Below are 24,770 nucleotides of genomic sequence, written 5' to 3' on the forward strand. Positions count from 1 at the left end.
AAAGCAATATCTGAATGTCCMAACCTTGTTTGGCACGACGGAAAATGCGGTATACAATCAGCTGTTTGGGGCGTTCATTGCGTATGTGTTGCTGCGATGGCTGTATGATCAAACCAAAAAACGGACGAACGTCTCTCTTTCCTTCATTTCGTTTGTTCGCCGTTTTTTCTCTGGGCAGCTTCCTCTCGATTGGAAATCCGGGATGGCCGCTGCTTTGTTTGAGTATGCCCAAATTTATGGAAGACGTATGTCTAATTTTGGATAATCAACACTCGTGGACTCAATTGCTTTTTTATGAACGGTTATCATACAATTGTTTCATACACTTTTGAGTTGGATAGGCAAAAGGAGTTAATTCCACGATAGCAGCTTTGTTTTTTATGTTCTGATCTGAGGGGTTGTAAGGCTTTGATTCATGATATTTCCAAAGAGATTATCATTTTGGGAGGTGGATGTTCATTTGAATACCAATTTGTCTTTGAATCAGTCTTCTCCTGAAATAAAACCAAGGACCAAAGCCTATATACCCGTTAAATACAAATTTATAATAGGCCATATCGTTGCATTTTTGTGGCTGTGCTTTAGCGTTTATGTCTCCATACCATGGGTTTTTGATTTGGCTCATTTGGTAAGTTTTCCGCTCTCTGTAGTGATTATAGCAGGTTTAGCCTATATACCCGGATATTTGACCGCGTTTTTGGTTGTTAGTTTATTGCTTGATCGCCAGCCTCCGTTGAAAACTGAATATCCAGACAAAGCGGTAACGATATTGATCGCAGCCAGAAATGAAGCTGATAAAATTGAGAACACATTAAAGTATATTGCTAAGCAAGATTACAATGGGGAAATACGTGTGTTATTGGTTGATAATGGCTCAACAGATCAAACAGTAGAGAAAGCGCGCCGTGCGGCAATGAGATTGGGACTGGATGTTACCATTTTGAAAGAGGAGAAACCGGGAAAATTCCACGCGTTAAATAAAGGCCTCCAGCATGTTAGTACCGATTTGATGATAACGTTAGATGCCGATACATTGCTTCATCGATCAGCAGTAAGATATTTGATTGCTAGGATAGAGTCGGCTCCAGTGAATGTTTGTGCTGTAGCTGGTGCTGTTTTAGTGAGAAACAGTCGGGAGAACCTTCTTGCTAGAATTCAAGAATGGGATTATTTTCTTGGTATTGCTTCGATTAAGCGAATGCAAGGATTATACCAAGGAACTTTGGTGGCCCAAGGGGCATATAGCTTATATAAGACGGAGGCAATTAGAGAAGTTGGCGGTTGGCCTGATGCCATTGGAGAGGATATTGTCCTTTCTTGGCGTTTGCTAGAAAAAGGATGGAGAATTTACTTTGAACCTCATGCGGTGGCGTTTACGGATGTTCCGGTTTCTTGGGTACATTTTTGCAGACAACGATCTCGGTGGGCAAGGGGAATGATCGAGGCGTTGAAGGTTGTAAAACCGTGGCAGCAACCACAATTGTTTGTGAAATACCTCACGATGGTGAATCTGTTGCTCCCTTATTTAGACACCGTCTATACTTTATGTTGGTTACCGGGATTAATTTTGGCCTTCTTCGGTTATTATTACATTGTTGGCCCGATGACGTTGTTGGTTGTGCCGCTGACGTTGATCGCGTATTGGGTTCTATACCGATATCAAAGATCGGTGTTCCGAAAATTGGATCTCAAGATCAGAAGAAATAGAATTGGTTTTGTCGTCTTTGTCTTGTTTTACCAAATGATCATGTCTCCAGTGTCATTTTGGGGATATATACAAGAGTTAGCTCGGTTAAGGAGAGTTTGGAAATAGGGAGGAGGGGACAGTGCGATGAGGTGGGTGTCATATTTGGAAAAGCGCAATTTTTTAACATCGTTTTTGCACAATTATCGCTTAAAGCATCCGGATGCCCGGTTTGTGCTCAAGTATTTGCTTCAGCACCCCCATTTGCTTGAGAACGTCCATTTTACGGAAACCGAGCAAAAGCAAGCGCGGTGGCTCATCATCTCAACCGCGATGGCGGAAGAAGAGGGGCTTGTGTTTTATCGACGCGGTCAAAAAAGTACGAGTTTGGCCGCCATTATGGGCGATTTGGCGCTGCACCCGAACGAGCCGCTCTATTTGACGCTTCATTTTCCAGGAAAGGCAAGGAATTTTTCGTACCTTCGGCTCATTGATCACCAAGCGTTTGAAAACGTCCGGCGGCATGAGCGCCGTGAGAAAATGGCGAAAGCGGCCGAGCAAGTGCTTGACGAGGCATTGAAACGCCATGAAGTGTCGATTTTGAAGATGCAAATCGATCAAGCGCTTGACCGCAAAGATATGGAATGGTTTCAAATGCTGACGGAGCAGTTGAAAAAATATGAAGGACAAAGCTGACAAAACACGGTCAGCTTTGCCCTGACGGTGAGAAAGGGATATCAGTCGCTGCGTTGGCTGTTGTCTATATCGTGGAAGATCCGTTGTTGCTTTTTCTGATCCCCTCATTGAACGATCGGTGCGACGGCGCTTGCTGCGTCATAATCGCTTGGGTCGAGTTCCGTCGGCAGGCCGATGACGAGTTTCGCCAACTCCTTTCCTAAATACGGGCCGACGGTGAGACCTGAGGAGCCGAGCCCATTGGCGATATACACCCCAGAAAAGCCCGGAAGCGGTCCGAAGATCGGGAGAAACCCAGGTGTGCGTGGGCGGAATCCGACTCGCGTCTCGATATATGTCCAGGTGGAGAGCCCCGGCGCAACGGCAAGCGCTTTGTCCAACAATTCGTGCATTCCCCCGGCGGTGGGGCGAATGTCCATGCCCGCTTCATCTTCGTGTGTGGTTCCGATCACAATTCTGCTTCTTGGGAAGGCGAGCATATACTGATTGTTCGGCGGCATGACGACTGGCCAATGGGATGTGTCGTATTCCGGATGTTCCAAGTGAATGAGCTGCCCTTTTTGTGGGGTGACGAGCAGTTTGATCCCGAGCGGCTCCAACAACTCGCCGGCCCAGGCGCCGGCCGTGATGATGACCGCTTCAGCAGCGTATTTCGATCCGTCGGCTTCCACGCCGATGATGCGGGAGCCTTCAAACAGGAGCCGGGCGTTTCCGCGGATGTAGGCGGCGCCGCGCTTTTGGGCCGCGTTCATGAGGGCGTCTCGCACTGCCCGACCGTTCACTCGGGCGGCGCCGCTCACATAAAGGGCATGATGCTCGCCGACAAGCGGCGGAAACAGCTCCTTCGCCTCTTGGGGATGAAGCCGCACGATCTCTCCCATTTCCGGTGCGTCTTCGCGCCGTTTGAGAGCGCGCTCCTCCATTTGTTCTAGTTTCTGTTTATCCGTGTGCAGCCATAGAGCCCCGACGCGTGCGTAACCGGTCTCCGTTTCCCCGTATGATTCCAGCTCTTCAATGAGGGAAGGATAAAATTTCGCCCCGCCTTTCGCTAACCGATACCATTTTTGGTTGCGGCGCTGCGACAGCCAAGGGCAGACGATTCCCGCCGCCGCATCGGTCGCTTGGCCTTTGTCGCCGCGGTCGATGATCATCACGCTTGCCCCTTCTTTAGTCAAATGATAGGCGGTAGAGGCCCCTAAAATGCCAGCTCCAATGACGATGTACGACTTCATACGGAAACCCCTTTTTCGTCTTTTTTATTAGCATAACATACAAGACGCCGATCGAAAACGCGAGCGGTTAGCCGGAGTGGGAAAGGCGCGGCAACAGGCGCTGATTTCCTTCGCTTCTTGCTCAGCCAAGGCGTCTCTCGTTAGCCTGAAGAGATTATTGCCCAAGTCAAACTGTTCTGAATCCCCTGACGACGAAAGTCGCGGGGTTCTTGCGTACGAAAGAGGTGCTTGTACACCTGCGTGCAGAGATCATCCTTGTTCCGCAAGATTTTCATGGGCAAACACCGCTGAGGTGCTTAACGCCCTGTACGCCCGACTCAAGAAGCTTGGTTTACAGTTATTCTACCACTTTTGACTGCGCCAAAACCATCCGTTCTCCCCATGTTTAAAGACGGGCTGCGCCCTGCATGGGCTTTTTGTAACTTGCGAATAAATTAGACAATATTCGACGCCATTTTTTCACAATCATTGATACAATATACTCGTTGATACAAAACGTACATTTAAAATTCGCCTCAGATTAAAAATGGTGCGCCGCAATGGTCGGTCAAAACAGAAACATCGCTGATTTTGGGGGAACGATCATATGAGAGAGAAAGAACTTCAACTGGAGCAACGAAAATTGGATGAGACGATCCGACGAATAGAAGATCATACCTATTACATATGGGAGATTACGGAGAGAAAAAAGGGGATGTTGAAACGGGGCGAGAACTCTCCAGGCGATGAAATTGTGTACCGAAGAGGGGTGAGAGATCAAAAAATATTGCAAAAAGCGAAAGAGGAGCCATATTTCGGACGGCTAGACATTTTTTCGCTTGAAGAAGGTGAAGAAATATTTTATATCGGAAAACAAGGAATTAGAGATCGGGAAGAAAATATTATCGTCGTCGACTGGCGGATGCCGATTGCTTCCGTTTACTACAACTTTACACCTGAACAGCCTAGGCAAGTATATACAGTGGAGAACCCAAAGACAGGCCGCAAGGAAGAGATAACGGTAGATGTGCGAAAGAAAAGAGAGTTTATAATTAAAAATAGGAAGATTGAAAAAATGAAACAACAGGTTGCCGGGGCAGGCGACGATCATCATGTTACGTTAACGGAAACAGGCGAACAGATGTCGATTGTCGATGATTTTTTGCGCGAGATTTTAGCACAAAGTGAAACGACAGGGTACTTAAAGGAAATTATTGCCACAATCCAACGGGAGCAAGACCGGGTCATTAGGCAGCCGATTGATCGTAATGTGATCATTCAGGGAACGGCGGGATCCGGAAAATCTTCCATAGCGCTCCACCGCTTATCATTTTTATTGTTCAATAATAGGCATCTAAAGCCGGAAAATATGTTGATTTTGGGGCCTTCCAAGATGTTTATCAATTCGTTTCAGGGATTGCTTCCAGGGCTCAATTTGGAAGGAATTAAGCAGATGACGTTTCAGCAGTTGGCATTGGTCGTTTTAGGCAACATTCTCAAGGAACCGATTGATACATCGCCGTATTGGTGTTTTGAAAATATTTTGTTTACGAAGAGCACCGACGATGAATGGGAACGAATCAAGTTCAAAGGATCAGAGCGGCTCACCCTTGTGCTTGACATTTTTGTCGAAGAAATGAAAAAACAATATGAGCAGAGAATGCAATCGATTTCGATTTTGGACGCGTACTTGGATAAAGCAAAGCTAAAGGAAATATTTAACGGATACAACTATCTCCCGTTTGCCCAAAAAGTAGAGCACTTTCTCCAGCATGTAGAAAGATATTTTAAAGACATCTTGCAGGCGAAAATCGCTGATGTGACAAGCGAATACCATGCAGCAGAACGGTTTTTGGACAATGGGGGGTTAACAGAAGAAGAGCATCGCAGGTTGCGGCAAAAAATGAAAGAGATTCATCAATATAAAGTTCATCAGTTAAAAAAGGAGTTTGAAAAGTCCCTATCTTTATGGAAAGAAAAAATGGCGGCGCCAGATCCGCTGTCGATCTATAAACAAGTGCTAACCCATGAGGTGCTGAAAACTTTTCAGCATGAAATTGGAGCAGACATTCCAAAGTTGTTTCAGAATTATGCGATCGAAAAAATTACGTACTTTGACCTGCCGCCGTTGCTGTACATTTACTTGTTGCTATATGGCAGCCCGGTTCAGTACGCTCACATTGTCGTGGATGAAGCGCAAGATTTTAGTTATTTACACTTTGCCGTCCTTAAGAAATTGACCAAAACGATGACCATATTAGGAGATAAGGATCAGTCGATTTATAGGGGATATGGTCAAGACGACTGGGGACGTTTGATGAATTCCCTTTTTGAGCCTGATCGGGATACAATTTTAACGCTGGAAACAAGCTATCGCTCTACAAAACAAATTATTGAAGTGGCTAATACCGTGCTGACGAATGCGTACGGTGGGGCGCATCAGCCTATCACCGCGCTCAATAGGAGCGGAGCTGCTGTCCAGTTTGAAGAAGTTCAATCTGGCGAGGAACTCATGAAGGCGATTGTTTCGACCATTCAAGCATGGCGGAAGCGATATAAGCGGATTGCCATCGTCCATAAAGATGAACAACGAGCAATCAAATTGGCTCAATATTTGCAACAAGAATACAAAAGTGATGTCGCCTATATTCATCCGGATAAGGAAGTCCCGAAACAATCGATTTCCGTTTTGACCTCTTATCATAGCAAGGGGATGGAATTTGACGCGGTAATGTTGGTGAATGTCAATGAGGAGCAGTTTCCGAAAGATGATTTACACGCGAGGCTGCTTTACGTTTTAGTCACTCGCGCTCAGCATGAGTTAAAAGTGTTTTATCAGCATGCGCCTTCCCAGCTGTTCAAAGGGGCAGTGAAGCCGAAACCGAAAGCAACGGCGAAGTTTGATGACATTTTGTAAGAGGAAGGGCTGGAATGTTCGATGAGGACGCCTGCCGATAGCAAAAGGCAGGCCGTGTTTTATACCGTTCTGCATCGCCAACGAAAGCCGCCGGGGCGAAAGGATGGCAAAAACGGCGAGAAAAACAAGAAAAAAAGGGCTAGCCCCAAGGCTGCCTGACAGACGCCTGGAGCAGCCCCGCCTCAGCTCGCTTGTTTCGTCTCGTATTCCTGAATGACCGACCGGACGATATGGAGCGAGTCCCATTCTCCACCCGAGAAAAAGACGATCGGGTATTTTTTCGGAAACAAAAGGGCCTGGATTTGTTTGGGCGGTGTTCCTTTTTCGTATAAATCGATGATCGTCCCTTGCAGTTCAAGCAAATAGTCAAGCTTCCGCTGCAAGGCTTCGCGCCCGTTCGGGAGATAGCCCGCATGGGCGCAGAAGACGTCGCCGAAATCGTACGTCAACACGTGTTGCAAGGAAGTGATGATCGCCGGGATGTTTTCTTCGCGCAAGATGACTTTCGTTTTCTCTTGGCAGTACAAGTCGCCGCTGAACAGCTGGCCGGTTTCGCGGTTCAAAAACGCCACATGGTCGATTGAATGGCCTGGCGTCGGGATGACGTCCCACGTTGCGCTTCGCGAGGAAAACGTCGCGCCGATGGGCTTGGCGGTGAATGGATCGCGCTTTCCCCAAAACACTTTTCGATAGAGCGGATAGTCCGCCTTTTGCTGGCAATAATGGATCATCAGTTCGTTCATATAGATGGGCAGGCCCATCTTTCGCTGCAAAAACGCTGCGCAGCCGGTATGGTCTTCGTGAAAATGAGTGATGACGACTTGGTCGATGTCTTGTTGTTGGAAAAACGAAGTAAATTCGTTTTCCATCGATTTTGCGCCGGTGTCAATCAGCACCCCATCGATGACAAAGCAGCGGACGGTAAGACGGACGCCTTGAAACATCGCCGTTCCTTTGGCGATGAGTACGTTTTGCGCCGTCTCGGTTTCAAACCGCTTTTTGATCACTTTATCGAGCCACATAGGGGAACCTCCTTGCCGCAAAAGTGGTTGTGTTCATTATACCATAAAGAATGAGTGTTCATTCATTTTTGTTCAATCACCAATCGTTGTGTATCCCTTCTTTTACGGGGAATGAGCGCTCTATCAACATTTCCGGTTCGTTAGAATGACGGGGAAGGCGTTAATAGTAAATGGAAGCTTTTTTTGCTTTATTTGAGTTTTCTCGGCTGGGGGATTTTATCCCTTCTGACGCTCGGCATCGGGTTGTTATGGCTGATTCCTTATGTGTACACGTCGCTGGCGGCTTTTTATGATGAGTTTATTCGTGTGCAGGAATAGACCATAATAGTTTCGATTCTTGGAAAAAACTATCCGCTAGAAAGGGGAATTTCTTTAAAGGATGAAAAATGTTGCCCGCAGCCAGTTCAATAGGTTGGCTGCGGGCCGTTGTTTGGTTAAAGCACGTACAAAAAGACGGAAGCAACAATGCCGACGTAAAGGAAGGTGATCGTTGTAAAGCCCATAATGTCGCGAATGCGTAGGCCGGCAATGGCAAGGAGCGGGATAGCCCAAAACGGTTGGATCATGTTGCTCCATTCGCCCCAGGCGACGGCCATCACCATTTTGGCTGGATCCACGCCCATCTCAAGGGCTGCAGGAAGGGCGATCGGCGCCTGCACGACCCATTGGCCGCCACCAGACGGGATGAATAAGTTTAAAAATCCGGCTGACCAGAAGGTGAACAACGGCAGCGTTTCGCTCGTTGAAAATTTCGTGAAGACGTCGGATAGCCATTGAGCCAACCCGGATGAGGACATCATGCCCATAATGCCGGCGTAAAACGGGTATTGCAAAATAATTTGGCTGACGCTGTTGGATGATTTGACAAGGCCGATTCCGAGTTCACGCACGTTTCCAAACAGCAACAAAGCGAGCGTTAAAAACATCAAGTTGACGGTGTTCAGATCGAGAGAAAATCCGTTTTTCGAAAAGTGGATGATTAAATAAATCAATCCAAGAATGCCGGCTGCTACCGTAATGAGGCGGCTTTTTTCAATTTTGTCGTTGATGAAGTTCGATTGTTCCTGTGGTTCATCGATCGAATCTTCTAGCAAGTTCGGATCGATGAGAAAACGATCTTCTTTTTTGGCCGGGTGAATGAGTTTCATAATGAAGGGCAGTGTAAAGAAGACGACGAGAATAATCGCCATATTCACCATTGAGAAAATCGTTTCCGACGTTGGGATGACACCGATTTGGTCTTCAAACACATGTCCTTTGGTGGCGACGAACAGAGCGGCGGAAGATGACAAGCCGCCTTGCCAAATGACAAATCCAGAATACCCGGCGGCGACAAGGACGCGATAGTCGACGTCACGCACCTTTTTCGCCACGAGCTTGGCGATGATGCCGGCCACGACGAGGCCGAACGCCCAGCTGATGAATGAAGCGGCCAGCGATGTAAAAGTGACGAGCAGGATGGCGGAATTGGGCGTATGGCATTTCCCGGCGATTTTTTCAAGCAATCGCGAGACGGGTTTCGTCAACGCCAAGGCATAGCTCATGACAAACGTGGTAATGACTTGGGCGGTGAAGGCGAGCAATCCCCAGAGTCCGTCGCCCCAATATGTGATCATTTCGATCGGACTTTTTCCATTAATCAATAGGCCGCCTAGAAACGTCACAAATGTGAGAACAACGGCGAAGACGAAAGAGTCTGGCAGCCAGCGCTCGGCGATTTTGGCGAAAAAAAGCGCCAGTTTCGCGATCAAATTGTTTTCTTGTTTTTCCATAGACATGTTTGTCTGCACTTTTGCTTCCATACGCGTCAGCCTCCTCGACAGATTTTATGTCCCAGTCCTCCCTTTATGACTCATGGCAGCGCGCATATAAGGGAGGAACAGCGGGTTCAAACAGGAAAATTGACAACGCTTTCAAAACAACCGTCCTTCCACGCTTGCGATCTTGATCATTGTCGTTGATTCGTCATCGACATTTCGATCAGTTTGTTTTTTAAAATTTTCCCTCCTGGATTGCGTGGGAGTTGGTCAAGGAATTCGACTTGCTTTGGCGTCTTGAATTTCGGAAGCCGCTCGCGGGTAAAGGCGATAATCTCATCGGCTGTCGGAGATTCACCGGATTTGGGGACAATGTAGGCTTTTACCTCTTCTCCGAATATCGGGTCTTTCACCCCGACGACCGCTGCTTCGAGCACTTTCGGGTGAGCGTAGAGAACATTTTCAACCTCGACTGAATAGATTTTTTCCCCACCGCGGTTGATGATGTCTTTTTTTCGATCGAGGATGTACACAAATCCGTCTTCATCGATGCGGGCGATGTCGCCGGATTTCCAGTACCCGTCTTCAGTGAAAGATGAGCGGTTCGCTTCCGGGCGGTTCCAATATTCTTTAATGACCATAGGGCCTTTAATGTACAGCTCGCCGGCTTCTCCCGGCTTGGCGGGTTCGCCGTTTTCCGCGATGACTTTGACATCGGCGACAGGCACCGGTACGCCGACAGAGTCCGTTTTATCATCTGGGTATGGTTTGGGCATGATCGTTGTTGGCGAGGTTGTTTCTGTTGCCCCGTAGGCGTTGTGTAGACATGCATTCGGAAAACAGTTCCTCAACTGACTGATCGTTTCTTTGGACATCGGAGCCCCGCCATAGGCGACGATGCGCACAAAGTCATACGAGGATGCGTGAAACGACGGGTGCGACATCATCATGATGTACATTGTCGGCACATTGAACAAAAAGGTGATCCGTTCTTGCAGGATTAGCCGGATGGCGGCTTCTGTCTGGTAGCGTTCCATCAGAACGACCGTACCGCCGACAAGCATCATATGGAGCAGTTGGCCAATCAAGCCGGTGACATGAAACAGCGGGACGGCGACAAGTGTGCGCACCGTATGGTCGGTCTGCATAACCGTCTGATAGCTTAAACAGCTATGGATGGCGTTCACATGGCTGCCCACTGCTCCTTTTGGCCGCCCGGTTGTTCCGGATGTGTACATGATATAGAGCGGATCTGTCTCATGCGGAGGAGAGAATGGCTGCTCTTCCCCTCTGGCATGGCCAAGCAAGTCTTCATGAAACGAATACAGGCGTTTGTCGGGCTCGCGGCCATCGGTCAAGTAACAGCAGGGAGCCGCTGAATGATGGATGAGCCAGTTTTCAAGCGATTTGACGAGCTCACGGTTCGTGATGAGCATGTTCACCCCAGCATCTGTCATCATGTAAATCAGGTCGTTGGAGGTGAGCTTCGTGTTCAGCGGTACAAACATGGCCCCAATTTTGGCGCACGCCAATGCGGTTAGCACAAATTCGATGTCATTACCAAGCAATATGGCGATGCGGTCGCCTTTTTTCACTTGGTTTTCACTGAGGCAGGCAGCTGTTCTGTCAACAAGTTGCTTCAGTTCGGCATAACTGAGCCGCGTGCCGCCTTTGACGAGCGCTTCCCTGTTTGGGAACTGCGCGGCCGAACGTGCGAGCATTTCGTAAACGTTTGCCGGCCGTTTGGAGTACAACTTGACCGACCGTCCGTATAAACGCCCTTCCGCGATCATGGAATCCCCCCTGATGATGTTATTTGGCCGTCCAGCCGCCGTCCACGTATAAAATGTGTCCGGTAATGTAATTGGCGGCGTCAGAGGCGAGAAAGACAACGGGCCCCGCCACATCCTCTGGTTCGCCAACGCGATTGAGCATCGTGCTCTTGACAATGTCCCGATACCGTTCCTCATCCTCAAGCCAGGCGCTCGTCATTGGCGTCCGAATATAAGCCGGGGCGATGGCGTTGACGTTGATATTGTATGGAGCGAGTTCACTCGCCCAAACCTTTGTCAACTGGTTGATGCCGCCTTTGCTGGCGGCGTAGCTCGTTTGAAACGGCATGCCGACGCCGCCGAAAATGGACGAAATGTTAATAATTTTTCCGCTCCGCTGTTGGATCATCTGTTTGGCAGCTGCCTGGCCGACGAGGAAGATGCCTTTTAAGTTGGTGTTTAACACTTGGTTCCAATCGTCTTCCTCAATGTCAATGAGCGGCTTGCGGATGTTCATGCCAGCGTTGTTCACCAAAATATCGAGACGGCCGTGCTGCTCGACGACGCAATTGACCATGTGCTGAACGCTTTCTTTGTCGGTGACATCCGCTTGAACCCAAGAAAGTGAGATTCCTTGGCCGGCCATGTCTTCGGTCGCCTTTTTCAAATCGACCGCCTTCCGGCTGGCGATCACGACATCGGCCCCATGAACCGCCAAGGCGCATGCCATGGCTAACCCGATTCCTCTGCTACCGCCGGTGACAAGGGCGACTTTTCCGTCAAGCCGAAAGGAAGGGAAGCGTCTTGCATCCATCAACGACACCTCTTTCCATCATTAGGAATATCAGTCTTCGTCTATGTATAAGCAATTTTCATGCCAATAAACAAGGGAATAGGAAAGTTCGCAAAATTGTTACATTTTCAGTTCGTGCTAGCCAAAAGGTGATTCTGTACGGAATCAATGATGAAAAAACGAATCAATCCGTTCAAATGCCGAGCCGTTGCATTTTTTTTACCAAGGCGGATTGGCTGATGCCGAGCGCCTGAGCTGCTTTTCTTGTCGTCTTGTATTCGGAAATCGCTTTCAAAATCAGTTCTCGTTCCAGATTGCGGACCATGTCTTTCATCGTTTTTGACGCTTGTTTCATCTCCAATGATGAGGAGGAATGGGAAAAAGGCAAGTGTATGGCCGTGATATGATCGGTTTCCGTTGTAATGACGAGCCGTTCGATTAAGTTCTGCATTTCCCGGACATTCCCTGGCCATGCATACGACTTCATCGCTAGCAGTGCATCATCGGTGAATTGTTTATTGAGGCGGTATTTTTGATTAGCTCGCTCTAAAAAATAATGGGCGAGCAAAGGAATGTCTTCTTGGCGTTCCCGCAGCGGCGGAATGTGAATCGGGATAATGTTCAGACGATAGTACAAGTCTTCGCGAAACTTCCCCTGTTTGACGAGAGACTCCAAATCTTGATTGGTCGCCGATATGACGCGCACGTCAATTTTGATCGTCTGCCGCCCGCCGATTCGCGTCACTTCGAACTCCTGAAGCACTCTCAGCAGTTTTCCTTGAAGTGAAAGCGGCATTTCCCCGATTTCATCGAGGAAAATCGTCCCAGTGTGCGCCTGTTCGAACAAGCCTGGACGCCCTCGGCTGTCTGCTCCAGTGAACGCGCCTTTTTCGTATCCGAACAGTTCGGATTCAATCAGCTCTTTTGGAATAGCAGCACAGTTGACTTTAATAAAAGGTTTATCGGAACGCGGGCTCCACTTTTGAATCAAATTGGCGATCACTTCCTTGCCGACACCCGATTCTCCGAGCAATAGCACGGTCGAGTTGAAAGGAGCAATTTTTTGTGCCAAATGAAGGACGTGCAACATTTGGCGGCTATGGGCGATGACCCCCTCATGGCGAATGATATCCTCACGGCGTTGGTACACTTTGATCTCTTGCAGGTATTGGTCAGCCAACGCTTTCGTCCGCATCAATTCCTGCTCTAACATTTTCAGCGCCGATATATCCCGCAAGTTCGTCACCACATAGGATACATCGCCGTCTTCGTCAAAAATCGGATTTCCAGTCACGAGCAAGTCTTTTCCGTTGACGTGCTGGATGATCGTCACCCGCCGTTTTTCCTGTAGTACTTTTAGCGAGACGGACTCCGATATGATGCCGTCTTGGACGACGTCTTTCAAATGGCGGCCGATGAGCTGATCTTCCGTGATGCCAGTCACCCGAGTGTATGCCTCGTTCATTTTGATTCCATAGCCATGCTTATCGGCGATAAAGATCGGGTCATAGCTGGCATTGATCACCCCTTCGTACAGCGCAGCTTTCTTCTGCAGCTCGCGGATGACGGCGTTGAGTTCCTGAATGCGAGTTTGCAGTTGTTCGAGTGTGGTAATAACAATCCCTCCAATCAAACATAATTATCTTAACTTTTACAATATTATAACTGTTTTGATGAAATTTTTCATCGCTTTTGTCTGTCCGAAAGAGTAGCGTTTATTGGCATGAAACATGCGTGCCATAGAGGAAAAAAGGAAGGAGTGGAAACGATGTACAGCTTCCATCCATCGCCAGAACAACAAGAGATGATGGAAAAAGCCAGCACTTTTATGGAAGAGTTCGTATACCCGAACGAGCGATATATCGTCCCGCATCGGGGGCTGCCTGAGGAAATATTGAAGCCTCTCCAACAAAAGGTGAAAGAGATGGGGCTATGGGCGGCCCATATGCCGAAAGAGGCAGGCGGCGCGGGGCTGGGCCTTGTTTCGCTGGCGCTGTTGTCGGAAATCACGGGGCGGAGCCCGGCCGGTCCTTATGTGTTTGGCTGCATGGCGCCGGATGCAGGAAATGCTGAGATATTGTGGCACGCCGGAACAGAAGAGCAAAAGCAGAGATATTTGTATCCGCTCGTCAACGGGGATATCCGTTCTTGTTTTGCCATGACCGAACCGGAAGTATCCGGGTCGGATCCGAAGCTGCTTCGCGCCACGGCTGTGCTTGATGGGGACGAATGGGTCATCAATGCGCATAAATGGTTTACGACGGGAGCGGTCGGTTCGAGTTTTTCCATTGTGGTTGCCAAGACCGACCCGAGTGCTCCACCCCATCGGCAGTTCAGCTTATTTATCGTCGAGCATGATAACCCTGGGTTTGAAATCGTCCGCGAGCTTCCTGTCATCGGCGATCATTTCACTGGCGGCCATTGCGAAGTGCGGTATACGAATTGCCGCATCCCCAAAGAAAATCTGTTAGGGCCGCAGGGAATGGGATTGGAGCTGGCGCAGTTGCGACTAAAGACAGGTCGCATCACTCATGCGATGCGCTGGATCGGCATCGCCCAACGAAGTTTAGACTTAATGATCAGCTATTCCTTAAAGCGAGAAACGCGCGGGAAGCGGCTGGCGGATTATCAGACGATCCAAAACTTTATCGCCGATTCGGCAGTTGAAATTGAGGCGTTCCGTCTTATGACGCTGAAGGCGGCGTGGATGATGGACAACGGTTACGAGGCGAAAAAAGAAGTTTCCGCCATTAAGTTTTTCGGCGCCAAAGTGCTCCATGATGTGATTGATCGGGCGATTCAAGTGCACGGCGCCCTTGGCGTGACCGGGGATACACCGCTTGAGGGGTTTTACCGCGAAGCCCGAACGGCGCGGATTTACGACGGTCCAGATGAAGTTCACCGCATGGTCGTGGCTCGTTCGATAATCAAAGAGTTTGAACAAAATGAAGGCAAACGTGTTGGCGTCCCGCAAGCGTGATTGGGGCATAACACCAACATCTCCCGCAACCGGCGCTGCGGGAGATTCCTTATTCGCTGAAGTTTTCAGCGCCTGGGATACGGTAAACATTCCGGCGAAGCAGCTGCTTCATAGACTGCTTCGCTATTTTTGTGGCATTGACTGCCTTTTTTGCCCATACATATGGAAGGAAAGGGAGATAAAAATCGGGAGGGAAGAGCGTGCAGTTTTATTATGGCCTACACATGCCGCTGCGCGTTTTGGATGAGATTGAATTCTGGAAGCACCAAGAGGAAGAACATACGGTCGTCATTCGCGAGCTTGCGTCTGGATTGGAAGCGCCATATGTAGAAGCGTTGAAAAAATGGGAGGAGGCGCTTTCGGCTACGCATCAGCACGCGGTCCGTTATATCGAATCGGTGGTTCGGGCCGGCCATTATGTTCCTGAACAACTGCATCAACAAGTGCTCCATTTTGTGTCGTACTGCCTAGAGCAGAGCCTTCAGTTCATCGAATTATGCCGGCAAATCAAAACCCGCAGCAAAGCCGTCAGCCAAAACCCGACCGCCAAGGTGGTGCTCGATCACATCATTCGCGAATCGGAGTATTTTGTCGGCATCGCGCAGTTGTTGCTGTACGGTACTCATTCGGCATTGGCTGCACTGCGGACAGATTCATCGGCGACGTCATAGATGCAATGTAGTATAATGGAATTGGGTGCTTCCACCTATTATGATGAGCCACGAGGGGGACATAGCTGTGATTGTCACGACCACCAATACCATTGAGGGAAAAGAAATTGAAGAGTATTTGGGCATCGTAGCGGGAGAGGTCATTTTGGGCGCCAATGTCGTCCGTGATTTTCTCGCCAGCATCACCGACATCATCGGCGGGCGGAGCGGAACGTATGAAAGCAAGCTGGCCGAAGGGCGGGAGATGGCGATCAAGGAGATGGTCAATAAGGCGAGAAGCCTTGGCGCCAACGCCGTCATCGGGGTGGATCTCGATTTTGAAACGTTGCGCGACGGCATGATGATGTGCATTGCGACTGGGACGGCGGTGCGGCTGAAATCGTAATGGGAAAGCAGCGGGTCTATCGGCCCCTGCTTTTTTTGCTTTGCTGGCTGCCGTTGTGGAGGTGTCAGTACATCGGCTGTTGATGCTGATGGGGTTTTGCAGCTTGAAATAGGATTGACAGAAGAAAAAAAGCGGTTTATGATTCACATATATGAACAAATGCTCATATATTAAAATGTGAGGGAACAGCCATGAACGCAGAGGATCATTCGTTTTTAGATGAAAGTGTGATTGAGGAAGTGTCACGGATCTTTAAAGCCCTAGCGGATCCGACTCGGATGAAGATGTTGTATTTGTTGTCGCAGGAAGAATGCCATGTAGGTCATATTGCGGAAGTGCTCGGCATGTCGCAATCGGCGGTTTCCCATCAGTTGGCGCTGCTTCGGACGTTGCGGCTTGTGAAATATCGCCGTGAGGGGAAGATGTTGGTTTACTCATGTGATGACGAACATGTCATTTCGTTGCTAAAGCAGGCGATTGATCACGCACAACACCAATAAATAAGGAGAGAAGATGGATGCATCATCACGCGCACGGCCATTGCGATCACCATCACGGGCATCATCACGGCAGAGAAGGAAATCAAAAAGGGCTGGCGATTGCCCTCGGTGTAACGATCGGGATCATGGTGCTCGAGTTTGTCGGCGGGCTTGTGACGAACAGCCTTGCTCTTCTTTCGGATTCGGGGCATATGCTGAGTGATGCCATTTCGCTTCTGTTAAGCCTGGCGGCGGTTTGGCTGGCGGCGAAGCCCGCGTCGCCGAAGAGAACGTATGGATTTTACCGGTTCGAGATTTTAGCGGCGCTCGTAAACGGGGTCACGTTGGTGGTGATTGCCGCTTGGATTATTTGGGAAGCGGTTGGGAGGTTTGTGAATCCACCTGCTGTCGCGAGCGGGCCGATGATGGCGGTGGCCGCCGTTGGGTTGTTGGCAAATCTCGTGAGCGCTTGGGTGTTAATGCGCAAAGGGGATGTCAAAGAGAACGTCAATGTCCGCAGTGCGTATTTGCACGTGCTCGGCGATGCGTTAGGCTCGGTCGGGGCGATGGCGGCAGGGCTTGTCATCTGGCTGTTCGATTGGTACGCGGCCGATCCGCTCATTTCCATCGCGGTGGCGGTTTTGATTCTAAAAGGAGCATTTGCCGTAGTCAAGCAGACAGTGCATATTTTAATGGAAGGAACGCCGGCGGCGATTGACCATGCGGAAGTGAAGGCGGCGCTCTCGGGCATTGATGGGATGATGTAATAATCCAAAAAAATCTCGGAAAATGGAGGTTCATTAGTGTTCTTTCTCTTTTTTTGACCACATTTTGACCACGAAAAAATTATAAATTTTTTATTCCAGATGTTCAAAGTTATTATCAACGTATATGTGAAATGCAAATTGAATTAGAATCAGAACTAAAACAGCAAGAGTGGGGAATGACAGATTTTCGCTTAACCGACCCAGATGGTTACTATTTAAGAATCACTTCACCTAAAAATTGAGGGGGAAGAATGGTCAAACCAACAAAAGCAGGACGATTGCCCTGCTTTTTTGATGTAATTTTGATGTCAATTAATAGCTTGTTAAGAAGGGGGGTTTTCTTCGCTCCAAACTTTTTGTTAACCATTTCTGAGATGTAACTTGTATTTAGAACATCTGTCCTTTCATACAATTTCATACAAATTACTAAGGAAGATAAGCTTGCATTAATGTATATATAACCCATGGTGCTAGATAAACTTGAGCAAGCATAAAAATAGCCCTTGCTGGCGGATCTCCTGTAGAATGAAAGTGCGACCTGCCATTCGAAAGGAGAATCCCCATGCAAGAGCACTTTCATTTTACTACAGATCGAGCCAAGATTCAAAAGCAATATGCCGCCATTTTCGTTTTTGTTTCTGCCCAACTTTCATGCATTCAGGTGCATCTTCACCGTCGAAATCGCCATTTGGTAAAGCAAGAGGACGCTGTCATCATCGCCATTCATCTTTTAGGAAAGCTGCTCGGTTTTACATCCGAACGGGCATGGCATCGTTTTGTCACGGGAAATTTGTTCACAAACGGCTCGTTTCTTGAACGCTCCCGATACAACCGCCGTTGCCGGGCGCTTGGTTTCGCCATCAAATGGATCCGTCATGAGCTGGCAAAACGCGGTCAACATCATGCCTATGCCGTCGTTGACAGCTTGCCGCTCCCGTTGTGCCATACCGCAAGAATGCATCGCGTCAAACGATTTCAAGAGATGGCAGACATCGGATATTGCGCTTCCAAAAAGCAATGGTACTACGGATTGAAGCTGCACCTTCAAGTGACTGATCAAGGGCTGCCGATGGGATATGTTGTCACCGAAGCGTCTTGTCACGACCGGGTGGCCGCTGAAACCGTCATGACGCAAATTCCACATCCGTATAACCTCGGTGACAAAGGGTATATCAGCCAAACGCTGCAAAAGAAGCTGTACGAAGAGCACCGAGTCGCGTTTTGGACGCCCGTCCGAAACAATCAGCGAATTCGCCAATCGGATGCATGGAAACAATGGATGAAGCGAAAACGTAAAGTGGTGGAAACCGTGTTTTCGATTTTAGTCGATTCGTATCGGATCACCAAGATTCGCGCGAACTCGGTTTCTGGATTTGAAACGGCACTGGATGGTATTTTACTGGCTTACTCACTTGTTGTTCTCGGGCTAGTTGAGCGCTAGCGCTCAACTAGCACCACGGGTATATATAAAGTTACAACTGTAAAACTCTGCATAGAAAAAAGTAGTTTTATATTATTTCTCATCAGATGTAGGATTTTAAAGTTTTTTCATTTTATGGGCTTATTTTCTTGACATAATACCACTAGTTACCTTTCGTCTATCTTAAGTAATGTAATTAAAATATAACTTCAGTGTTGATATAATCGCTATCTTTTGTGTCGATTGTGCTCGATAATTGTAGAAATATTTTGCTTGTTTTAAAATTTTTGGTTATTTATAATATTTCTTGAAAGGGGGGGTGAGCGTATGAATCTCAGTAAATTGAGAGCAAAAACCCTTTGTTCTTTAAAGTTAACAAAGGGTTCAGCAGAAGCCGTTCCACCTAAGTTTCTTCGCTTGAATTCTTCATTCAGCAAGGAAGACTAATCCTTCCTCATAGGTTCCGTATCAAGAGAACTTGGTACGGAACCCTCTCTACTATTATTAGAAGGAGGTTTTTACTAATGGCAAATGAACTGCAAACTATTGTCGGATCGGATAGTATCCGTCAAGATTTGTTCCAATTACTCAAGGATTATGATAGTAATTTTGATATAAATAACCCCTATTCTAAAAAAATGAGCTCGTTGATCAACAACTTCCTTTCATATGAGACAGATGTGTTTAAAAATTTAGTCCACTTTCTAATGAAAGAAATTCCTAATTGGAAATATCACATGTTGCACCAGAATACGACCGATGAAGCATCTGGTTCTCTGCGTGTCGATTTAATGGGTGAACGCAGCGGAGACCCTCGAATTCAACAGTTAATGCACCGTCATGCTCTTGATGAGGAGAGACATTCGCGTCTTTTTGGAGGTCTTCTTCAAGATTTGGGTGGTGAGCTTGAAATCGCAGAGAGTGAAGAAATGTTAAAAAAGTGGGACGATATAAAAGATTATCATGAAGACCTCATTGTTTTTACTGCTCGTGTCCATACAATTGAAATGCGCTCTTGGCGTTGTCTAAAGCTGTATATTGACTATCTAAGCAAGACGGACTTTGTGAAAGAAGGATGGCCGGAGAAAACCTTGGACGTTCTGAAAGTGATCTTGAACGATGAGATTCGTCATGTTGGCTACACAGGTATGCTTTTGCACGAGTGGGCTGCAAACGGAAAACAAGAAGAAGTGGAAGCAGCACTAGAGGAGGCATTCCGTCAGACAAACAGAGAGACGTGGACGGACATGAGCCGTATGATGGACTATCTTGCAAAATATTATTGCTAGTGTTCCCTCGTCAAACAAATAATTAGGATAAAAGAGCGTACACTCGTTTCCTTTTCATGGTGTTACATGAGAAGGTACGAGTGTTTTCACTATTTTTATTTTATTCATGATACTTATTCATGATACATAGAAGAATATCATTTTGGAAAGCGAGGAACAATGAATGGACGAACGAACATTGCTAATTTTAAAAGACATACAACAATTTGCTACCGAACATGACAGCCGTACAACGGAAAAGAAGGATCAGATGCTGATTATAGGTGAAGATGCAGGGCGATTTTTATATATTCTGCTCTCTCTCAGTCACTACTCAACTGTACTTGAGCTTGGCACAGGTTGTGGCTATTCTACCATATGGATAGCGGAAGCACTGAGACAGCGCGGCGGTATCGTAACTACAGTGGAATGGCATGAACAGAAATATCTCATTGCTTTGGAACATTTTAAAAAAGCGAGAACAGAAACATTAATAAACCCCATCCACGAGAACATCGGCGATGTTTTACAGTCGTTTAAAGGAAAACAAGATGTTATCTTTCTAGATGCTGTCCGAACTTATTATGTTGATTGGTGGAGATATATTGATGACATTTTAGTTCCTGGTGGTTTATTGTTGGTTGATAATTCATTGTATCCAAATCCAGATGATTTAGTTCCGTTTTTTTCAATCATTCGTGCTTGTGGAATGTATGAGGAAGTCTTGGTTCCAATTGGAAAAGGAATTTCACTTTTCTATAAAAAAATTAATTGAAACGGGGGAATCGAAATGTCGATAAAACGAGTATTGATGGTTGGAGGGTACACTCAAGCAATTGAATATGCCAAACTAGCGGAGAATATTCACCTTACTTTTATTCAGCACAAAAATCGTTTGCGTCCTCAAGATTTACAAATTGCTGATGTCGTGCACATGATGGAGCTCAACGACAATCCTGATCTGGAAGAATTCATTCGCTGTTTACATCGTATTCGCCCGTTTGATGCGGTACTGAGCGTAACGGAATTTTCGCTATTGACTGCGTCCAAGATGGCAGAAGAGTTTGGTTTGCTCAATACCCCTGTTAAAGCGGTAGAAAATACCCGTGATAAATACAAAATGCGACAGCAAATGTTGGCTTCCAACTGCAATCCTGTACGTTTTAGCGTTGTCAACAATTTCGAAGAGATTGTTCGTTTTTTTCAAAGTGTTGGAGGACCTATCATTTTAAAGCCAATTGATGGAACTGGAAGCAAAGGTGTCAGGCTGATCATAGACATGTCTGAGTTGGAAGAGCAAAAATCTCGAAATAATATATTGTTTCCATGTTTGGTGGAAGAGTATATAGATGGGGTTGAGTTCAGCGTTGAAACAATGACAATTGATGGACGACATACGCTGTTGGCTATCACAGAAAAATTAACAACTGGAGCGCCCCACTTCATTGAAATGGGGCATGCTGTTCCGGCTCGTGTTAGCCACGAAGAAAAAACAGCAATATTCGACGAAGTGCAAGAATTGTTAGACGCCGTCGGTCACACCTTTGGTCCAGCTCACACGGAAGTAAAGCTCTCATCAAAAGGGGTTCACATCATTGAAACCCAGACTCGTCCAGGTGGCGATCGGATTCCTATGTTAGTAGATATCGCAACAGGTTGTAACATATATAAAATAATGGTTGAAGCGGCTCTTGGTAGGCCAGTTGATTTAACTGCAACTCGATCGAAAGCAGCTGCTATCCGTTACGTTAATGCAAACATTGGGATGATTGAACGTTTTGAAGGGATTGAATCAGTCAAAGCGATGGCTGGAATCAGAGAAGTGAGAATGTTGAAAGAAGTTGGAACCTATATTTCGGAGTTGAGTAGTAGTTTGGATCGAGTTGGTTACGTGGTAGCTGAAGGTGATACTGTTGAGGAAGCTATCAACCGGGCAGAAGCAGCTTCAAGAAGGATAAATGTTGTCATAAATAATGTTGAGAATCATCATGTGTGAAAGGAGGAATTTGAGTTGAAGCATATTGTATTTGTTGAGAGTAATCCAGGAAACGGGATTGAAGCTATAAGCATCGCAAAGGAACTTGGTTATAGCGTGACGTTTGTGACAGCAAATCTTGAACACTATATGAAGGGAAGGAGATTAGACGATCATCCATTACGGTACGCAGACCGTATCAAAGAATGTCCAACAAATGAGCCAGATGAATTATTGCAATACTTAAAGCAATTTAAAATGCAACACCCTTTTGACGGAATATTAAGCTTCAGTGAATTTTACGCACCAATTGTAGCTGAGGTTGCAAAAAGATTAGGTCTGCCTGCATGTAATCCTAAAGCTGTAAAGACAGCGCGTCTCAAACATATCACTAGACAGGTATGCTCCGAAAATGGAATTCCTGTCCCACGATGGGGAAGTGGAAATAGTTTGGAGGAAGCCTATTTTCTTGCTGAACAAATAGGCTATCCATGTGTGTTTAAACCAGTGGACAACACAGGAAGTAGAAACGTGAGAATTGTTTACAATAAATCCGAATTGGAAGAGATGTACGAAAAAAACAGACTAAACCTTGATAACAATCGTGGACTGAAGCGCTCGTCCGATTTTTTGATAGAGGAGTATTTGGAAGGTCACTTAGTTAGTGTCGAAACTTTCTCCATGAACGGTGATCACCACGTTTTAGGAATTACCGATCGAAAGCTAACGGGTTATCCTTATTTTGTAGAGGTAGGAGCAAGTTTTCCTGTTGAAATTAAAAATTCCAAAGAAATTACTAACTACGTAAGACATCTTCTTGGAACGATTGGATATGATTTCGGTCCGTGTCACACAGAACTCATTCTTACCAAGAGAGGTCCCTATCTTGTAGAGATAAATCCTAGATTAGCTGGTGGTATTGTCCCGCAACTGATTTATAAAGCGACGGGAATAGACCCTATTCGTGAAACTATCAAGATGTTTGTTGGTGAAAAACCTGATTTGACGCCAAAATGGAAAAAAGGTGCAAGTGTATATCATTTCACTGCACCAAAAACAGGGAAGATTTGCGTATTGAAAGGTATGGAATTAATTGAAGGTTGCCAGTTTGTCGAGAAATTTCAATGGAAAGTCAAAATAGGCGATCAGGTACGATATCCAACATCAAATGATGACTGGATAGGCGATTTAGTGGTTGTTGCAGACGATGCAACGGCTGCAAATAGAATTGTAGATCAATTATTAAATCAAATAGTAGTAGAAGTAAACGATCAGATTGGTGATGACTCTTTATGAATGAACTTATACGCGAAAGATTTGAGATATTGCGCCAACGACCGTTCCTATTTTACTTTATCGGTACGACAGTCTCGATGTTTGGTACGGGGATGCAGTTTATTGCTAATAGCTGGTTGGCAATAAAGTTAACCGGAGCAAGTTTTTCAGTTGCTGTTGTTCTTGTTTGTGCTGCTATTCCTGGCATCTTGTTGTCACCGTTTATCGGTGTATTTGTCGATCGATGGGACCGTAGGTTGCTATCAGTTTATATGGATCTTTTTCGAGCTGTTATTGTGCTTGCTATACCTATTTTTTGGTGGCTGGGACAGCTTCAACCATGGCATTTGTATGCGATGGCTTTTTTCGTTGCGCTGGGTGACCAAGTGTATAATCCTTCCACGATGGCACTGATTCGTGAGGTTATTCCAAAAGAAATGCTCCTTTCAGCGAACTCCTTCAGTTCGATCGCAAACCAAATCGGTGGATTGATTGGTGCAAGCGCGGCCGGATTGATCATTACTTACTCTTCTCCTATGGTCATCATGATCTTGAACGCCAGTACATTCATATTTTCGGCGTTCTGCTTGTTGGCTATGAGAAGAGAAGTGATAAGACCAGCCAGAATAACTGATAAAGGTGGAGCATGGACGAAATTTTGGGGTGAGTTGAACGATGGAATCACGTATATACGATTCCATCGAGAAATCATTCCTAAATATCTAATGGTTCTCCTGTTTATTGTGATTCTTCGCACCATTAATGTGATTATCGCCCCTTTTGCACTTAATGAATTAAAGGTTGGAACAAATGGATTCGGGTTTATCGATGCTTCCTTTGGTGTTGGAGCACTAATCGGGGGATTGGTTTTACCGATTGTCTCGCGTATATACGGGGATAAGCCATTAATGCATTTGGGTTTATTGTCTTTGGCGTTTAGCCTTATATTTTTTTCCTTGTCTCAAAATATGTGGATGGCAGTTCTGGGCTATTTTCTTATCGGTATCACTTTTCAAACGAGAATTATGTATTTAACTGAGGCTCTGAAAAGTACCGAACTTGATTATCAAGGAAGAGTTTATTCTACTTTTAATACCTTTTTTTCCGTCATATCACTTGTTGTATATATAGCAATGGGCTTCCTTGGGGAGATACTCAGTTATCGCTGGATCTATGCTGTGCAGGGAGGAATTGTAGCGATTATTTGGGTGTTTGCTTGCAAACCATATCAACGAAAAAATATTTCTACGGAGATTGATATAAATTAAAACGAAACAGCGAGATTTTACCTCGTGCTAGGGGTTCAACGTTTTGTGGGATGATGACTTCCAAAAAACTTCAACTCGATAGTCGTTTTTCACATAGGTTGTTATAGGCAAAAACTTAGTAAACAAGGGATCAGTGTGTTTCCAAAGATTGTGGCTCGTATGTTTTTGGAAAAGAAAAAATATAGAGTTTTGCAAAAGGAAGTGCAAAGAATTGCAACTTGACATGGAGTCTCTGTAGGCGTGACTATCAAGCCAAAAAGCCAGCAATATCAATGGTTGGCTTCGCCCAGCGAGGCTATCACGCCCACTTCTTCATGTAAAGTTGGCACAAATCCAATTCTCTGCAAATCTTTACACTTTTATTTTGTAATAAACAGGCTTTCGTCATGATCGAAGAAGGTTTGTGGTTGATACGGTACGGAAATATAAG

At 46.4% G+C, this 24,770-nt stretch carries 20 protein-coding genes and 3 pseudogenes; 17 read left to right on the forward strand and 6 right to left on the reverse strand.

What is annotated here, in order from left to right:
• The 3 genes and pseudogenes from B1A75_RS03175 to B1A75_RS03185 all read left to right on the forward strand — a co-directional run.
• Positions 1-265 (forward strand): annotated as a pseudogene (locus B1A75_RS03175) (IS4 family transposase); the annotation flags it as partial.
• Positions 266-460: 195 nt separating this feature from the next.
• Entirely contained in the window at positions 461-1,813 is a 1,353-nt protein-coding gene (locus B1A75_RS03180; RefSeq protein ID WP_079935765.1) for a glycosyltransferase family 2 protein, read from the forward strand.
• Between the two features lie 18 nt (positions 1,814-1,831).
• Positions 1,832-2,380: a YpiB family protein gene (locus B1A75_RS03185; RefSeq protein WP_079935728.1), complete on the forward strand. Its 549-nt coding sequence runs from the start codon at positions 1,832-1,834 to the stop codon at positions 2,378-2,380.
• Between the two features lie 104 nt (positions 2,381-2,484).
• Here B1A75_RS03185 and B1A75_RS03190 read toward each other — a convergent pair whose 3' ends face one another.
• Entirely contained in the window at positions 2,485-3,612 is a 1,128-nt protein-coding gene (locus tag B1A75_RS03190; RefSeq protein WP_079935729.1) for an NAD(P)/FAD-dependent oxidoreductase, read from the reverse strand.
• A gap of 586 nt (positions 3,613-4,198) precedes the next feature.
• Here B1A75_RS03190 and B1A75_RS03195 point away from each other — a divergent pair.
• Positions 4,199-6,508: a HelD family protein gene (locus tag B1A75_RS03195; protein WP_079935730.1), complete on the forward strand. Its 2,310-nt coding sequence runs from the start codon at positions 4,199-4,201 to the stop codon at positions 6,506-6,508.
• A gap of 182 nt (positions 6,509-6,690) precedes the next feature.
• On the opposite strand, the gene B1A75_RS03200 is transcribed toward B1A75_RS03195, so the two are convergent.
• Positions 6,691-7,530 carry an MBL fold metallo-hydrolase gene (locus B1A75_RS03200; protein ID WP_079935731.1) on the reverse strand — a complete coding sequence of 280 codons (840 nt, stop codon included), beginning with the start codon at positions 7,528-7,530 and terminating at the stop codon, positions 6,691-6,693.
• Between the two features lie 168 nt (positions 7,531-7,698).
• On the opposite strand from B1A75_RS03200, the pseudogene B1A75_RS03205 reads away from it, so the two are divergent.
• Positions 7,699-7,848: pseudogene (locus B1A75_RS03205) on the forward strand (DUF975 family protein); the annotation flags it as partial.
• A 116-nt stretch (positions 7,849-7,964) separates the two neighbouring features.
• Here B1A75_RS03205 and B1A75_RS03210 read toward each other — a convergent pair.
• The 4 genes from B1A75_RS03210 to B1A75_RS03225 form a co-directional block, all read right to left on the reverse strand.
• Positions 7,965-9,332, reverse strand: a complete 1,368-nt coding sequence (locus tag B1A75_RS03210; protein WP_062898558.1) for a short-chain fatty acid transporter — start codon at positions 9,330-9,332, stop codon at positions 7,965-7,967.
• A gap of 146 nt (positions 9,333-9,478) precedes the next feature.
• Positions 9,479-11,080 (reverse strand): class I adenylate-forming enzyme family protein, encoded by a 1,602-nt coding sequence (locus tag B1A75_RS03215; protein ID WP_079935733.1) that lies wholly within the window; start codon positions 11,078-11,080, stop codon positions 9,479-9,481.
• A 19-nt stretch (positions 11,081-11,099) separates the two neighbouring features.
• Positions 11,100-11,873 carry an SDR family NAD(P)-dependent oxidoreductase gene (locus B1A75_RS03220; protein ID WP_079935734.1) on the reverse strand — a complete coding sequence of 258 codons (774 nt, stop codon included), beginning with the start codon at positions 11,871-11,873 and terminating at the stop codon, positions 11,100-11,102.
• A 172-nt stretch (positions 11,874-12,045) separates the two neighbouring features.
• Positions 12,046-13,485, reverse strand: coding sequence for a sigma-54 interaction domain-containing protein (locus B1A75_RS03225; RefSeq protein WP_254866595.1), 1,440 nt, complete (start codon positions 13,483-13,485; stop codon positions 12,046-12,048).
• Between the two features lie 135 nt (positions 13,486-13,620).
• Between B1A75_RS03225 and B1A75_RS03230 the strand changes: the two genes are divergently transcribed.
• The 12 genes and pseudogenes from B1A75_RS03230 (at position 13,621) to B1A75_RS03285 (ending at position 24,340) form a co-directional block, all read left to right on the forward strand.
• Positions 13,621-14,832 (forward strand): acyl-CoA dehydrogenase family protein, encoded by a 1,212-nt coding sequence (locus B1A75_RS03230; protein WP_079935735.1) that lies wholly within the window; start codon positions 13,621-13,623, stop codon positions 14,830-14,832.
• Positions 14,833-15,032: 200 nt separating this feature from the next.
• Positions 15,033-15,503: a DUF2935 domain-containing protein gene (locus tag B1A75_RS03235; RefSeq protein WP_079935736.1), complete on the forward strand. Its 471-nt coding sequence runs from the start codon at positions 15,033-15,035 to the stop codon at positions 15,501-15,503.
• A 67-nt stretch (positions 15,504-15,570) separates the two neighbouring features.
• Positions 15,571-15,888, forward strand: coding sequence for a YbjQ family protein (locus B1A75_RS03240; protein ID WP_011230901.1), 318 nt, complete (start codon positions 15,571-15,573; stop codon positions 15,886-15,888).
• A 191-nt stretch (positions 15,889-16,079) separates the two neighbouring features.
• Positions 16,080-16,388 (forward strand): ArsR/SmtB family transcription factor, encoded by a 309-nt coding sequence (locus B1A75_RS03245; RefSeq protein ID WP_011230902.1) that lies wholly within the window; start codon positions 16,080-16,082, stop codon positions 16,386-16,388.
• A gap of 17 nt (positions 16,389-16,405) precedes the next feature.
• Positions 16,406-17,131, forward strand: a pseudogene (locus B1A75_RS03250) (cation diffusion facilitator family transporter); the annotation flags it as partial.
• Positions 17,132-17,226: 95 nt separating this feature from the next.
• On the forward strand, positions 17,227-17,376 hold the full coding sequence (locus B1A75_RS20615; RefSeq protein WP_368483953.1) for a VOC family protein: 150 nt from the start codon (positions 17,227-17,229) through the stop codon (positions 17,374-17,376).
• Between the two features lie 320 nt (positions 17,377-17,696).
• Positions 17,697-18,575, forward strand: a complete 879-nt coding sequence (locus B1A75_RS03260) for an IS982 family transposase (RefSeq protein WP_033025756.1) — start codon at positions 17,697-17,699, stop codon at positions 18,573-18,575.
• A gap of 503 nt (positions 18,576-19,078) precedes the next feature.
• Positions 19,079-19,843: a ferritin-like domain-containing protein gene (locus B1A75_RS03265; RefSeq protein WP_063166171.1), complete on the forward strand. Its 765-nt coding sequence runs from the start codon at positions 19,079-19,081 to the stop codon at positions 19,841-19,843.
• Positions 19,844-20,006: 163 nt separating this feature from the next.
• Positions 20,007-20,597 (forward strand): O-methyltransferase, encoded by a 591-nt coding sequence (locus tag B1A75_RS03270; RefSeq protein WP_063166170.1) that lies wholly within the window; start codon positions 20,007-20,009, stop codon positions 20,595-20,597.
• Positions 20,598-20,612: 15 nt separating this feature from the next.
• Positions 20,613-21,818, forward strand: coding sequence for an ATP-grasp domain-containing protein (locus B1A75_RS03275; RefSeq protein ID WP_063857349.1), 1,206 nt, complete (start codon positions 20,613-20,615; stop codon positions 21,816-21,818).
• A gap of 15 nt (positions 21,819-21,833) precedes the next feature.
• A complete protein-coding gene (locus tag B1A75_RS03280; protein ID WP_063166167.1) occupies positions 21,834-23,093 on the forward strand; it encodes an ATP-grasp domain-containing protein in 1,260 nt (419 codons plus the stop codon).
• Complete coding sequence (locus B1A75_RS03285) at positions 23,090-24,340, forward strand: MFS transporter (protein WP_063166166.1); 1,251 nt, start codon at positions 23,090-23,092, stop codon at positions 24,338-24,340. Before B1A75_RS03280 ends, B1A75_RS03285 begins: the two co-directional genes overlap by 4 nt.
• Positions 24,341-24,770 lie beyond the last annotated feature (430 nt).

This window comes from Geobacillus sp. LEMMY01 (assembly GCF_002042905.1).
Classification (GTDB): domain Bacteria; phylum Bacillota; class Bacilli; order Bacillales; family Anoxybacillaceae; genus Geobacillus; species Geobacillus proteiniphilus.